We start from the raw sequence: 12,573 nt of genomic DNA, 5'->3' as shown, positions 1-12,573 counted from the left end.
GTGGCCGCCGTGGCGGCCGCACACCCTTCGCTGTCACTCGTCATCCGCCGCCGGCGTCACCCGCCGTCGACGCCGCCGACCCGTCCGTCCGTCAGATCGACCAGACCTGGTCCGCGAACTGCGGGATGCAGTCGTACTGGGTCAGCTTCGACCCGGGCGCGTTGTCGCCCGACCAGGCGATCGCGCACCGGTCGGAGAAGGTGTTGCGGATCTGGTAGCCGCCGTCGACCTTCTCCAGCTTCCAGACCTGGTCCGGGTACTGCGGGTCGCAGTCGGCCTGCACGATCGGGCCGCCGTTGTCCGGGGTCTGGTGGGGGGCCAGCAGGCACTTGCCGGAGTAGGTGTTGCGGATCTGGTAGGTGCCGGCCGGGGTCTTCTGGAAGTCCCAGACCTGGTCGATGAACTGCTTGTCGCAGCCGATCTGGATCACCGGCGCGCCCCACTCGGGGGTCTGCCACGGCACGTACGCGCACAGGCCGCTCAGGTTGTTGACCAGCGAGGCGGTGTGCAGCCGGGTGTCCAGCAGCCAGCCGGCGAGGTCGTCGACCCGGGTCTCCACCGCGCCGGTCCTGGTCTCGGTGGTGCCGAAGCAGCCGCCCTGCCAGGAGGTACTGTTGACGGCGACGATCTCCGCCCGGCCGTTGACCATCCGCACCGCCGGGCCGCCGGCGTCACCCTTGCAGATGCTGTCGCGGCCCGCGGTCTTCCCGGTGACGGCGAGGGTGGTGGCGGTCGAGGACTGCACGGTGAACTGGCCGTTGTGCAGGGCGAGCGGCGACCACTCGTCCTTGGTGCGGCCGTAGCCGTTGACCGTCAGGGTCTCCCCGGCGACCGGCGCGGCGCCGAGCGGGACGGTGGGGATGCCCTGGGCGGGCTTGGCGAGGCGGGCCAGCACCAGGTCGCGGTCGGCCCGGGGGACCAGCTCGGTGACCTCGGTGACGTGGCCGGTGTTGGTGGTCGTCAGGTCGGTGCGGCCGACGGTGGCGACGGTCCTCAGCTTGGGCGCACCGGCGGCGAGCGCCAGCGGCTGGGCCGGGTTGTCGGCGAAACAGCTGCTCGCCGTCAGCACCCAGTACGGGTCGACGAGCGAACCGGTGCAGCTGCGCTGGCCGTTGCCGATGTCGAGCTTGGTGGTGTACGTGTGGAAGTTGGTGGGCACGGTGTCGCCGACGACGGCGTTGGCCGTTCCGCCGGTGAGCATTCCGCCGACGACGGCGGCCGAGGCGAGCAGGCCGGTCATCCACGCGGTGCGTGAACGGGTGCGAAGCACGAGGTGTCTCCCGGTGTCAGGGCAGGGCCGGAACTGATGTCGGGGCAGGACGGCGCGGGCCCGCCGCGGTCGCGCGGCGGGGCCCGGGGGCGTCACTTGACGGCGGTGAGGTCCAGCAGCGTGTACGGGCGGCGCTGCGGGTCGGTGGCCTCGCCGACCGGGTTCGGCTTGTTCCGCTGCAGCGCGAAGGTCTTCTCCTCGGTCTGGTCACCGGTGCCGGTGACCATGTGGGCCGTCACCGCGTAGTCGGGGGTTGTGATGCCGTAGACGTTCGGCAGCTCCAGCTTGATGGAGGCGCTGTTCCCGGTGATCTGGAAGCAGAACTTGCCGTGGCCGATCGTGTCCCGGTCGGTCATGCCGCGGGTGTCGATCAGCAGAACCCCCGGCTTGGTGGTGCCGGGGCTGGGGCAGTCGACGAGGACCATGTGGCCGTCCCCGGTGATGAGCCTGATGCCGCGGTCCGTGAAGATCTTGTCGGCGTCCGGGTAGACGAAGTCCTCGACGGCCGGCGGCGGGGTGTCGTCGGCGGTGACGACCGCGGAGCCGGCCGGAACGCCGGTCGCCGCGTTGGCGACCGCGACACCGGTGAGCGCGACGGAGCCGGCGACCGCACCGGCGACGAGCAGCTTGGGAATGGAGCGCATGGGAATCCCCCCTGGAAAGTTTCGGTTTCGGTGGTTCACGGCATCTGCGTGAATGGCTCGGCGGCCGTTACCGGAAGCATTGCTATCACGAACGGATGATGTTCCGGAAGATCGTTCAGCCGGCCGGGAGGAGAATTGTCGAACCGCAGATACGTATACGAACTCTATGGGCGGGGTGATATTCCGAACGGCCCCTTGCCGGGCGGTTACGGCTTGAACAGGTACATGAGGCCGCCCATCGCGACCGCCGCGACGGTGAAACGGATCATGGCTTCCTGGGCGAGGCCGTAGTGCTCCGGCGGCAGGCTGCCGTCCTCGGGGCGTTCCAGGACCATCCGCGCCATCTTCCTGCGGAACCCGAGCAGGCTCCCGGGAACCAGCAGGCAGGCGATCGAGTACATCGAGAGCAACAGTTGGGTCGAGTAGTCGGGCTTGGCGACCGAGGCGACGAAGGCGAACGTCGCGATGACCACCGGCATGAACGAAACGCGGATCCGGGTCGCGCGCGTCGGCATCGAAGGCACCAGCAGCGCGAGGTTGACGGCCGCGCACAGGACCGCGATCAGCCACCAGGAGGTCGTGCTGAGGTCGAGTTCGTACATGTCCACCCCTTGTCGACCGTGGGGCCGCGTCGGACGCGGCCCCACGGTCCCGTTCGGATTGACTCACCGCTCTCCGGCAGCCTAGACCGCCGGACGGTTCAGGAGATCACCAGGTGAAGAGGCCGATGATGCCGGAGGCCGCGTTGGCCCCACCCTCGATGATCTTCTTGCCGACTGCCTTGGCGCCCTTGATGCTGGTCTTCACGGCCGGTGCGGCGACCTTGCCGAAGGCCTTGCCGAAGGGGCCTCCGACCCAGCCGACGGCGGCGCTGGTCGCCGCGTCGAGGAACGCCTTGCTGTTCCAGCCGTCGGAGAGGAGGAACCCGCCGGCGCTGAGCAGACCGGCGCCGAGGGAGAAGGCCCCGAAGACGGTGAACCCGATCTCCCCGAGGGGCGGCGGAAGGACGAGCGAAGCGACCGCGGCCATCGCCCAGACGGTGCTGTAGTGCCCCATCTCCGTGGCGAAGTTGCGGACGCCCTCCTTGCCGTCGCCGCCGCCCGTTCCACCGTTTCCGCCGTTTCCGCCGGAGCCCCCGGGCGGGGTGGCGGACGCCGTGTCGTTGACCTTGTCGTTGGCCGGGTTGTTGGACGGGTTGACGTTCGCGGCCTCGGCGGCCCGGGCCGCCTGAGCCGCCGCGGCGGCGGCCGCCGCCTGCTCCTGGGCCCGCTTGTCCGCCGCGATGGTGCGTGCCTCCCGGGCGGCCGCGGAGGCCTCGGAGGCGCTCTTGCCGGCAGCCGTCGCCGAGGCCGCCGCGCTGGCGGCCGAGGCACGGGCGCCGGCCGCCGAGGCGGTGGCCTTGTCGGCGGAGGCGACCGCCTGGTTGAGCGAGTAGTTGGCCGCGCGGTTCGCCTTCTGCGCGGTCGCGGCGGCGGACTTGGCCTGCTGGGCGGAGGCGGCCGCGGCGTTCGCCGAGGCGTCCGCCGCCGTGGCCTTGGCCTTCGCGTCGTCCGCGTAGCCCTTGGCCTGCTGGGCCGATGCCTGGGCCTTGTCCGCCCACTCGTTGGCCTCCGCGGAGGCACTGCGGGCGTTGGCCGCGACCTGGTACGCCAGCTGGGCGTTCTCGGTGGCGGTGACCGCGTCCTTCGCCGCGTTGGCGATCAGCGCGAGGACCGAGGACACGTGGGTGTCGGTGTCCGAGTCGAGCACGGCCGCCTTGTACTGGACGGTGGTCACGAAGTCGTGCTGCATCCAGGCCGGCCCGGCGAGCGCGATCTCGGCCGCCGCCTTGAGGTTGGGACCGGCCTGGCTGCCCAGGAGGGTGAAGATCGCCACCCGGTCGTCCTCGGCCACGGCGCGCTGGTAGCCGGTGTGGACGAAGTCGGACATCGCCTTGGCGCTGCCGTTGCTCAGTGCGGCGGCGCCGTCCCGCTGGACCGCGGTCCCGGCTCCGTTGAGCATGGTGAAGATGGTGTACCGGAGGTCGTCGGCCTGGACGTCCAGCGCGCCACCGGAGAGGAACTTCGGGACGGCGGTCGGGTCCGTGCTCTCCAGTGTCCGCTGGGCGGCCCCCGCGAGCGTGGAGGTGCCGATGGTGGACATGTAGGCGACCTTGTCGCGGTCGTCCAGCCGGAGGCTGTCCTGGTACTCCTTCTTCGCCCAGGCGACCACGCCGTCGTCGTTGTCGGCGAGCGCCGCGCGGGCGGCGTCGCGGGTCCAGTAACCCGCGGTGTCCAGCAGGTTGACGGCGGCCTTGCGGCCGAAGCCCGCCGCGGTCTTCGTGTCGGTGCCGGAGGCGGCGGCCTTCTGCACCAGGTCCTTGGTGGCCGCGTCGAGCGCGGCGGCCGAGGTCTGGTCGCTGGTCAGCTTGGCCTGGTCCGCTGCCTCCGCCTTGGCGAGGGCGGCGGCCTCCTTGAGCCCCTGCTGCTTGTCGGCCTCCAGCTTGGCGTCCTCGGCCTCACGGGCCAGCTGCTCGGTGCTCTGGGCCTCGGTGACCGCGCTGTTCGCGGCGGTCGCGGCCTCGATCGCGGCGTTGGCGTGGGCGGTCGCCACGTTGGCCCAGTCCTGCGACTGGCCGGCCGCCGCGGCGGCCTGCTCGGCGGCTGCCGCCGCCTTGTCGGCGTGGTCGGCGGCGCTGTTGGCCTTCTTGTTCGCCTCGGCGGCGTGCGCGGCGGCCGCGGTGGCGAGGCTCTCGGCGCGGCCCGAGGCCGCGGTGGCCAGGTTCGCCGCGGAACGCGCCTTGCCGGCCGCCTCCCGGGCCCGGGCCGCCTGAGCGGTGGCGGCGCCGGCCGAGTTGCCGGCCTGGGCGCTCGCCTCGGCGGCGCTGGCGGCGTCGTTCGCGGCCCGGGCGGCGGCGGCACCGGAGCGCCCCGCGTCGGCGCTCGCGGTGGCCGCCGCGGAGGCGGCGCTGGCGGCGTCCCGGGCGCCCTTGGCGGCGTCGCGGGCGCCCCGGGCGGCGTCGCGGGCGGAGTCGGCCTCGTTCCGGTTGCCCGCGGCCGAGGCGGCGGCGCGGTAGGCCCTGGAGGCGGCCTGCTCGGCCGCGGCCGCGGCCGAGGCGGCCGACTGAGCGGCCGAGGCGGCCGTGCGCGCGGCGGCGACGGCGGCGTTCGAGGCGGAGATCGCCGTCTCCGCGGCGGCGGCCGCGCCTTCGGCGGCCTGCGCGGCCTTGTTGGCCGCCTCGCCCGCCTTGTTGACGTCGTCCTTGGCCTTGGAGGCCTCGTCCGCGGCGCTCAGCGCCGCCTTCTTGGCCGTGGCCGCGGCGTCCTCGGCACGGGCGCCGGCCTGCTTGGCGTTCTCGGTCTCGGTCTTGGCACGCTGGCCGGCCTCCTTGGCCGCCTGGGCGAGCTGGGTGATCGAGAGCGTCTCCTGGTCCCGGGTCCGGGCCAGGTACTGGCCGTTCTCCAGGAACGCGCGGACATCCTGGGCCGTCCCGGCGAGCGCCCGCTGGGCCTGCTTGGTGAACTCGGGCCCGGGGTTCTGGCCGAGCGCGGCGAAGACGGCGAACCGGTCGTCCTCCTCCTGCGCCTTGGCCTGGCCCGTGGTCAGGAAGTCTTCCAGCGCCTTCTGGGTGCCGTCGTTCAGCGCCTTGGCGGCGGCCGACTGGACACCCGCCTCGCTGTTGTTCAGCACGTAGAAGACGGCCGCCCGGCGGTCGTCGTTCATCGGGTTCTGCCAGCCCGACGTGACGAACGCGTGGACGTCGGCGTCGGTGCCGTTCAGCGCCTTGATGGCGGCGTCGCGGACGCCGACACCGGTGTCGCTGAGCATCTTCAGGACGGCGAAGCGCTCGTCCTCGGCGGAGACCCGGGCGAGGGTCTCGCCGAGGAACTTGGTGAGGTCCGCGTCGGTGCCGAGCAGCGCCTTCGCGGCGGCGTCCTTGGTCGAGAGGCCGCCCAGCTCCCAGGCCTCGACGACCTTGCCGCGGGTGTCCGCGGGCAGCGGTGCCGGCCCGGCCTCGGACGGCAGGGCGTGGGCGACGGTCGTGCCGGCCACGGTGGCGGCCAGAGTGAGTGCGATCAGAGCAGAGAGCTTCTTGCGGATCCGCCGCCCCTGCGGCGATCCTGTCCGATTTGTCGCGTAGGACATAACCCCTCACGTTTTCCCCCGGGCCCGTCAGGGCCCCTTCGTGGCGGGACAGTTGTCCCGGCACCGCGAGGAGCCTAGTTGTGCACGGACGAAATTCCGACCCTCTTTTTTGATTGTCCGAATGTGCACACACTGGCTTGATCGCTACGCTGGTTCGAATACGTATTGTTCATCGCAAAGCGGACGCCGGGGATTGACGGGGGATCATCTGGGTACGCCCCTCAGATGCGCTGTCAGGCCGGGACCCCGCAGGCCCGGACCGATCAGTCCTCGATCTCCTCCGCCTCGCTCAGGCCCTCCACCCGCACCGGCCGCAGCCCCTCGAACACCACCCCGACCCCGTACGGCTCGCAGAGCGGCAGACCTCCCTCGGCGAACCGCAGCAGCCACCCGTCGGTGTGGACGTCCACCTCCGGCGCGTCCAACGCCGCCTGTTCCTCCGTCACGCCCAACGCGGCGCAGACGAACCGCCGCGCCTCCGCCACCAGCCTGTCCTGACCACGCCGATCGGGGTCTTCCTCCTCATCGGGGTGGGCGGGCTCGCGGTTTTCGTCCGGGATCCGTTCGGCGTGGTGCTGTACATCGTGATCACCCTGGTGAGCGCGGCCGGCGTCTGCCGCAGCGTGCGCCTGGGCGTCCGGGCGGACGCGCAGGGCGTCCTGCATCGCGGCCTGGAGCGCAGCAAACCCGTGCCCTGGTGTCAGGTACGCATGGTCACGAAGGGAACGGCAGGCGGCGGGAGCCCGATCCCCACCGGCACGGCCACCCTTGTCCTGTACGACGGGGAGGACGTCGTCCTGACGGGCATGGTGACCTGCGCCTTCACCCGGCGCTCGGTCGTGCGCCTGGCCCGGCGCACCGCCCGCCTGCGCGCCCTGCACCGGAGCCACCACGCCACCTGCCCCACCTGCCGGAACCGCTGACGGCGCGTCCGGCAACCCGTGGCCCAGGAGTGACGCCACCAGGAACTGCCGCACTTCGCCTCGGCGGCCGCGGCCTCAGCTTCGGCGTTCCGCTCCTGCTCGGCCTCCTCCCGGGCCCGCAGGTCCGTGTCGGCCCGGCGGCGGGCGCCGCTGCTACGGCGTGAGGTGTTACGGCGCGAGGTGCTGCGCGAGGGCCAGGCGCGGCAGGGTGATGGCGTGGGCGGGGGTGGCGGACAGCGGCTGGTGGTCGGCGACGTCTTCACCGGGGAGGACTTCCTGGAGATCACCTTCAGGAAGGGACCGTGGAAACCGGACGTCGTGATCTCCCTCTCCGGCCTCCGCCATGTCTCGGTCGACAAGCCCCCGCAGATCGCCGGCAGCTTCATCGACGAGATCTCCTTGATCCACCTGCCGCAGCTCCCGCGCCCCTGGCCTGCGGACGCCTCCGGCGGGGCTCCTCCTGCAAGCGCAGCCCGGGCGCCGGTGGCCTGCGCTGCTACCGTCCCGGCATGACAAGATCCACACAGTTGGCCGTTCCGGCCGTCGTGTTGGCGTTCGTTTTGGCGTTCTCCGCCCTCTTCGTGCTCCGGTCCTGCGTGACCACCGCCCCGCCGCCGAGTCCGGTCGGACAGTGGACGGCCGAGGGGACAGCCGGAGCCAGGTTGGCCCTGCTGGAGGGCGGCCGGCTCGGCCTGTCGGTGATACCGGCCTCCGCCTGTCGTGATTCCGTGGAATCCCCGGCGACGGACGACCTGTGGGAAGTGGCGGACGGTACCTGGGAAGCCACCTACGAAACGGATGCCGGGCACCTGGTGGTGATCGGGTTCGCGCAGCCCAAGAGGTGTCACCTCGCGCTGTCGAGCCGGGTCGCGAAGGACGGGAAGCACACCCTTTGGCTGGGCGGGTACGGCAACTCGTGGACGTTTGACAGGCCCTGAGTGGTACTCGGATCCTCCGGGCACCTGAAGGCCGCCTCGTCATGATCTTCAGCCAGTGATGGACAGGCTGTGCAGGTGGGCGGTGCCGAGCATCGCGTGGTGGGCAGCCCTGTCCGCACCCCGGCGGACCGCCGACGGCCCCCACGCTCCGCTGCCCCCTCCCAGGCCGGGCGCGCGACGTTCTTCCCGAATCCAGGCCGGCGCCACCCTCGCCCGGGTGGCCGCCGACGGATCGGTACTGTGGCCGGACACCCCGTTGAGAGGCGCCCTCCCCCATGGCCAAGAACGCCGCCGAACCACGTGCCGCAGCCCGCGAGCCCCTGCTGCGGCTGACCGGCGTCAGCCGCTCGTACGGCGAGCGGGAGGTGCTGCACCCCGTGAGCCTGTCGCTGGCCGCCGGGGAGTGCGTGGCGCTGCTCGGACACAACGGATCGGGCAAGTCGACCCTGCTCAGGGTCGCGGCCGGACGCGACGTACCCAGCAAGGGCACCGTGTTCTTCGACGGCATCCCGATGGACGAGAACGACCCCCGGGTCCGGGCCCGGGTGGCGGTGGTCGGCGACACCGTCGCCTGCTACCCCGACCTGACCGTCCGTGAGCACCTGCTTCTGGTCGCGGTCGCGCACGGGGTCGCCGATGCGCCCGGCTGGGTCTCCCAGGTGCTGGCCGACCGGATGCTCACCGAACGGGCCGACGCGCTGCCCTCGGCCCTCTCCTCCGGACAGATGCAGTCCCTGCTGCTGGCCTGCGCGCTGGTCCGCCCGCGCGATCTGCTGCTGCTGGACGAGCCCGAGCAGCGGCTCGACCCGGACGCCCGCCGACACCTCGCCGATCTGCTCAAGGCCGAACTGGCCGACGGCGTCGCGGTGTTGCTGGTAACCCACCATACCGACCTCGCCCTGGACGTGGCCGACCGGGTGGTGGTACTGGAGGACGGCAGGATCCTGAAGCAGGGCGCGACCCGCAAGGTACTGGCGGCGGATTTCGCGGCCCGCACCGCCGCGGACCCGGCGGGTGCCCGGTGACCACCGCTCACCCGGAAGCCGAGCCCGCCGTCGAGGCCTGGACGGACGACGACTGGACCGACGAGACACTCGCCCTGCTACGCGCTCTGCGTGCCCCCCACCGGCGCAACCGCGCCAAGTCGGTCGGCTTCGCCGTCTACTGCGTGGTACTCATCCTGATCATCTGGGGCGGCGTGCCCAGCCTCGGCCTGTTCCTGCAGGCATCCATGGGCGCCGACTACACCGGCCACGGCGGCGATCTGCTCGCCGCGATACCCGCCGGTATCACCGCGGTCGGGCTGGTCACCTTCCTCCTGCTGGTCCGGGACGGCCTGTGGCGCGGCCCGGTGGTGCCGCCCCGGGCGGCGGCCGACTGGCTGCTGGTCCACCCCGTCCGGCCCCGCCCGGTGCTCCGGCCGTGGTTCTGGCTGTCCTGCGCCGTGGCCGCGTTCCCCGGTCTGGTGGCGGCGGCCGGCGGCATGGTCGCGCTCGGGCTGACCGTTCGGGTCGGCCTGCCGGCCGCGCTCGGCTGGTGCCTGCCCGGGGGGCTCTGCGTGCCGCTTCTGGCCACCTGCGCCGCGCTGGTGGTGGAGCGCAGCGACCGCGCCGCCCGCTGGGTGCGCCGGCTCACTCCGTATCTGACACTGTTGATCATCGCGCTGGCGGGGCAGAGCGCGCTGGCCGTCGCCGGTCACCCGGTGCACTGGCTGGAGCTGGTCGAAATGTGGTCGGGGCCGTGGGGCTGGGCCGCGATCGCCGCACTGGCGCCGACCCCGGCCGCCGTGGCGGGCAGCTGGGTGGCCGCCGCACTCCTGCTGGTGTCGACCGGTGCTGCCCTGGTGCTCGCCGACCGGGCCGCCGCGACGGTGCCACTGGCCCGGCTGCGGGAGCGGGCCAGGACGGCCGCCGGGGTGCTGGCCGCGCTCCGGACGGTCGAGCTGCGCAGCGCGCGGCTGGCGGTGAACGGCGCCAGCGGCAGCGCCCGGCAACGCCGGCTCCGGCTGCCGGCGCCCCGGCGGGCCTGGCTGGTGGTGCCGTGGCGAGACACCCTCGCCCTGCTCCGCTCCCCCGCCCGGCTGGGTCGCGCGGTGGTGCTAACGGTGCCCGCACTGCTCTGCGCCGTCCTCGCGCACGGCGCCACGGGCGGGCTGTCCTGGCTGGCCACCGCCGTCGCGCTGGTGTTCGGCTACCTGGCCGTCGCGCAGTTGCTGGAGCCGGCCCGGATCGAGACGGACGATGTCCGGCGGGCCTCCTGGTCGCCGTACCCGTTCGCCGCTCTGATGCTGCGTCATGCGATCGTTCCGACGCTGGCCGGGGTCCTGCTGGGGCTGGCCTGCACCGGGGCGCTGCTGGCAGCGGGCACGGGCCCGGCGGCCTGGCTCGCACCGGCCGCCGCGCCGGCACTGGTCGCGGCGGGGCTGGTGAACGCCTGCCGCGGGATACTGCGCAAGGACCTGATGTTCTCCCCGGCCCAGGGCGCGGGCGGCGGGACAGGCCCGCTGCTGTTCGCCGCCTGGTACGCGGCCGGGCCTGCCGTGGGCGTGGCGGCGCTGACGCCGATGTTCTCCTCGGCGCTGCGCGGCGGGGCGACCGTGCCGGTCGGCAAGGCCGCCCTGATGGCCCTGGTGGTTGCGGTCCTGCTGCTGCGCTGGGCGCGGGCCAGGGCAGCGAAGATGAGCAAGGCCCGCCCCGGGAAGAGCACTCCCTAGACCCGTACTCCGCGGGTCGTCGGTTCGGATGCTCCGGCGCACCGCCACCCAGGACCGGCCCGCACCGTGCGTGGCGGGGACGATGCCTGGCGCTTCAGAGTCTCCAGGGCCCGGCCCTGCGGGATGCGCACTTCGGCGCCGGACCGGGGCCCAGGGCCGGTTCGCCGCGGCGGCCGGGCGGCGCGGACCGCGTCAGCCCAGCCGTGGCCACCACCTGCGGGACGCCAGCGAGGCGACGACGCCGACTCCCGCAGCAGCTCGTCGAGTCCGCTGCGGGAGTTCGTCGCGAGGTCACGGGGAAGGCGATCCATTTGCGGGGCATGACTGCTCGGACCTCTCCGACGCCGGCCGCCCCAGAGCCTCATACCTGTCGGCAGAGCGCCGGCCCAGCCACCACAGACGGCGCTCGGCCCGGGGAACGATCACGCTGAGGCTCTCGCCCTCTTCGTCGACTCGGTGCTGGATGTCGAGCCTGCCCATCAGTCGCGGATCGTCCAGCAGCGCGCCCATGATGCCGAACGGCGGGGCGATGTGCTTGGCGAAGACGGCCAGCTCCTCGGCTGCCCGCTTCTCCTCCTCATCCGTCGGCTCGTGGTCCGGGTCGCTGTATCCGAGCTGGTCCAGTGCGTGCACCAGGTTGTTGGCGCGACCCTCGATGAGTTGCCACATGTAGGTGATCCCCACTGGCCCGGTCAGGGCGAGCGTGCGGTGGTAGCGGAGCATGCGCAGCCGGTTGTCGCCGAGTTCTCTCCGCACGGCACCCCGCTCCCGCGGTGTGACTTCGACGAGAAGCACGGCGATGCTCTCAAACGCGGTGGCGAGCGTCTCGGCTTCCTTGTAGACCGGTTCCCGCCTGTCGCGGATCTTCGCGTCCTGCTCGGCTTTGTCGTGTCGCCGATTCCCCCGCATGGTGAAGTACGTTCCGGCGGATGCGACGCCGGCCGACAGCACCGACGCGATTCCGGTGATGAGTGCGGGGTCCATACCCCTCCCCGTCATGTGGCACCTCTCCCCTGGGTGCGATGGCGCCGGATGCTAGCAGGATGTCGCGGGCGTAGGACGGCCATGAAGAGCGGGCGAGCGGGCAGGGTGTCGGCATGTCCGAGCGCCGTAACCGCCTGCGTGCCCTCTCACTGCGACTGCGGAAAACCTCACCACTTCTCATGCCACCCGGCGCTTCTCAACCGACCGCACAAACACCCAGGTCAACGCTGCGGATCCCTAACCGGCGACACCACCGGAACCAGCACCCATCCCCGCACACGAGACCAGCCCCAGTCCGGTCTTCAGCCTCTTCTTCTCGTCGCCCACCCATACCGTCGGCGAACCGCCGCCCTGGGTGTCGGGGTCGATCCCGACAAACCGTAGCGTCATGACGATTTCCCATGTCGGGTCGGTTGCGTGTTCTTGCGCCACCGCCCCGTGCAGCTGACGTTCCGTCAAGGATGTGTGACAGCACTGGACTTCCCTGGGACACGCGAACCGGTCGGCGCTCCGCCGAGCCCGGCGCCGTCGGCCGGCGGAGCGGATCCTCTGCCCACGGCTGTCGCGCGGAAAGAGGTGCCGGCGCGCGTGAGAGGCTTGCCCGCACAGTCTGACCTGCTAGAACGGGCGATCCCATGGAAGGGGGCCGCAACTCTCGGTGCACCCCTCGGGGCAACCGCGCAGCCCCCTGTCCAGGCGCCGGTTCAGCCCCCTGTGGAAGCAACCGCCTCACGCCGCCGGCACGGCCTCGGGGTCGCCGTCCCGGGGCTCGCCCCAGGGCATGACCAGCGTGGCCTCACCGTCCGAGGCGACCAGGCCGTGCAGGGCGAGGTCGCCGAGCGCCCGAATCGCCTTGTCCGACACCGCGCCAGAGCGCAGCAGCCGCTGGAGCTGATCGGCCATGGCGGCCTGAGCGCAAGGGAGTTGGACACCGAACCGGTGACCCTGACGCCGTTCCGGGGGCGGGTACGCCGCA

The 12,573-nt window shown here is 72.4% G+C and carries 13 protein-coding genes; 5 read left to right on the top strand and 8 right to left on the bottom strand.

What is annotated here, in order from left to right; translation table 11 throughout:
* Positions 1-91: 91 nt before the first annotated feature.
* The 5 genes from AB0P06_RS21950 to AB0P06_RS21930 all read right to left on the bottom strand — a co-directional run bounded on the left by AB0P06_RS21950 (position 92) and on the right by AB0P06_RS21930 (position 6,524).
* Positions 92-1,270: a trypsin-like serine protease gene (locus tag AB0P06_RS21950; RefSeq protein ID WP_363609767.1), complete on the bottom strand. Its 1,179-nt coding sequence runs from the start codon at positions 1,268-1,270 to the stop codon at positions 92-94.
* Between the two features lie 92 nt (positions 1,271-1,362).
* Positions 1,363-1,914 carry a hypothetical protein gene (locus tag AB0P06_RS21945; RefSeq protein ID WP_363609765.1) on the bottom strand — a complete coding sequence of 184 codons (552 nt, stop codon included), beginning with the start codon at positions 1,912-1,914 and terminating at the stop codon, positions 1,363-1,365.
* Between the two features lie 206 nt (positions 1,915-2,120).
* A complete protein-coding gene (locus AB0P06_RS21940; RefSeq protein ID WP_363609764.1) occupies positions 2,121-2,516 on the bottom strand; it encodes a hypothetical protein in 396 nt (131 codons plus the stop codon).
* A gap of 106 nt (positions 2,517-2,622) precedes the next feature.
* The gene (locus AB0P06_RS21935; RefSeq protein ID WP_363609762.1) at positions 2,623-6,039 is read right to left on the bottom strand and encodes an ALF repeat-containing protein; all 3,417 of its coding nucleotides are present in this window, start codon (positions 6,037-6,039) and stop codon (positions 2,623-2,625) included.
* A gap of 263 nt (positions 6,040-6,302) precedes the next feature.
* Complete coding sequence (locus AB0P06_RS21930) at positions 6,303-6,524, bottom strand: hypothetical protein (RefSeq protein WP_363609760.1); 222 nt, start codon at positions 6,522-6,524, stop codon at positions 6,303-6,305.
* Positions 6,525-6,569: 45 nt separating this feature from the next.
* Between AB0P06_RS21930 and AB0P06_RS21925 the strand changes: the two genes are divergently transcribed.
* The 5 genes from AB0P06_RS21925 to AB0P06_RS21905 all read left to right on the top strand — a co-directional run bounded on the left by AB0P06_RS21925 (position 6,570) and on the right by AB0P06_RS21905 (position 10,613).
* Entirely contained in the window at positions 6,570-6,962 is a 393-nt protein-coding gene (locus AB0P06_RS21925) for a hypothetical protein (protein ID WP_363609758.1), read from the top strand.
* Between the two features lie 216 nt (positions 6,963-7,178).
* The gene (locus AB0P06_RS21920; RefSeq protein WP_363609756.1) at positions 7,179-7,475 is read left to right on the top strand and encodes a hypothetical protein; all 297 of its coding nucleotides are present in this window, start codon (positions 7,179-7,181) and stop codon (positions 7,473-7,475) included.
* A 149-nt stretch (positions 7,476-7,624) separates the two neighbouring features.
* Positions 7,625-7,900: a hypothetical protein gene (locus AB0P06_RS21915; RefSeq protein WP_363609754.1), complete on the top strand. Its 276-nt coding sequence runs from the start codon at positions 7,625-7,627 to the stop codon at positions 7,898-7,900.
* 275 nt (positions 7,901-8,175) lie between these two features.
* Positions 8,176-8,925, top strand: a complete 750-nt coding sequence (locus AB0P06_RS21910) for an ABC transporter ATP-binding protein (RefSeq protein ID WP_363609752.1) — start codon at positions 8,176-8,178, stop codon at positions 8,923-8,925.
* Positions 8,922-10,613 carry a hypothetical protein gene (locus AB0P06_RS21905; protein WP_363609750.1) on the top strand — a complete coding sequence of 564 codons (1,692 nt, stop codon included), beginning with the start codon at positions 8,922-8,924 and terminating at the stop codon, positions 10,611-10,613. Before AB0P06_RS21910 ends, AB0P06_RS21905 begins: the two co-directional genes overlap by 4 nt.
* 291 nt (positions 10,614-10,904) lie before the next feature.
* Here the strand turns inward: AB0P06_RS21905 and AB0P06_RS21900 are convergent, their stop codons facing one another.
* The 3 genes from AB0P06_RS21900 to AB0P06_RS21890 form a co-directional block, all read right to left on the bottom strand.
* The gene (locus AB0P06_RS21900) at positions 10,905-11,597 is read right to left on the bottom strand and encodes a hypothetical protein (RefSeq protein WP_363609748.1); all 693 of its coding nucleotides are present in this window, start codon (positions 11,595-11,597) and stop codon (positions 10,905-10,907) included.
* A 237-nt stretch (positions 11,598-11,834) separates the two neighbouring features.
* Positions 11,835-12,056, bottom strand: coding sequence for a hypothetical protein (locus AB0P06_RS21895; RefSeq protein WP_363609807.1), 222 nt, complete (start codon positions 12,054-12,056; stop codon positions 11,835-11,837).
* A gap of 270 nt (positions 12,057-12,326) precedes the next feature.
* On the bottom strand, positions 12,327-12,500 hold the full coding sequence (locus AB0P06_RS21890; RefSeq protein WP_363609746.1) for a hypothetical protein: 174 nt from the start codon (positions 12,498-12,500) through the stop codon (positions 12,327-12,329).
* Between the last annotated feature and the right edge of the window lie 73 nt (positions 12,501-12,573).

Source organism: Kitasatospora sp. NPDC088351, assembly GCF_040685575.1.
GTDB lineage: Bacteria > Actinomycetota > Actinomycetes > Streptomycetales > Streptomycetaceae > Kitasatospora.
This window is presented reverse-complemented; position numbering and strand designations above follow the sequence as displayed.

Excerpts from the sequence above, each read along its gene's own strand:
- AB0P06_RS21910 (WP_363609752.1), top strand. The coding sequence starts at position 8,176 with ATGGCCAAGAACGCCGCCGAACCACGTGCCGCAGCCCGCGAGCCCCTG.
- AB0P06_RS21935 (WP_363609762.1), bottom strand. The coding sequence starts at position 6,039 with ATGTCCTACGCGACAAATCGGACAGGATCGCCGCAGGGGCGGCGGATC.
- AB0P06_RS21940 (WP_363609764.1), bottom strand. The coding sequence starts at position 2,516 with ATGTACGAACTCGACCTCAGCACGACCTCCTGGTGGCTGATCGCGGTC.
- AB0P06_RS21900 (WP_363609748.1), bottom strand. The coding sequence starts at position 11,597 with ATGGACCCCGCACTCATCACCGGAATCGCGTCGGTGCTGTCGGCCGGC.
- AB0P06_RS21945 (WP_363609765.1), bottom strand. The coding sequence starts at position 1,914 with ATGCGCTCCATTCCCAAGCTGCTCGTCGCCGGTGCGGTCGCCGGCTCC.
- AB0P06_RS21890 (WP_363609746.1), bottom strand. The coding sequence starts at position 12,500 with ATGGCCGATCAGCTCCAGCGGCTGCTGCGCTCTGGCGCGGTGTCGGAC.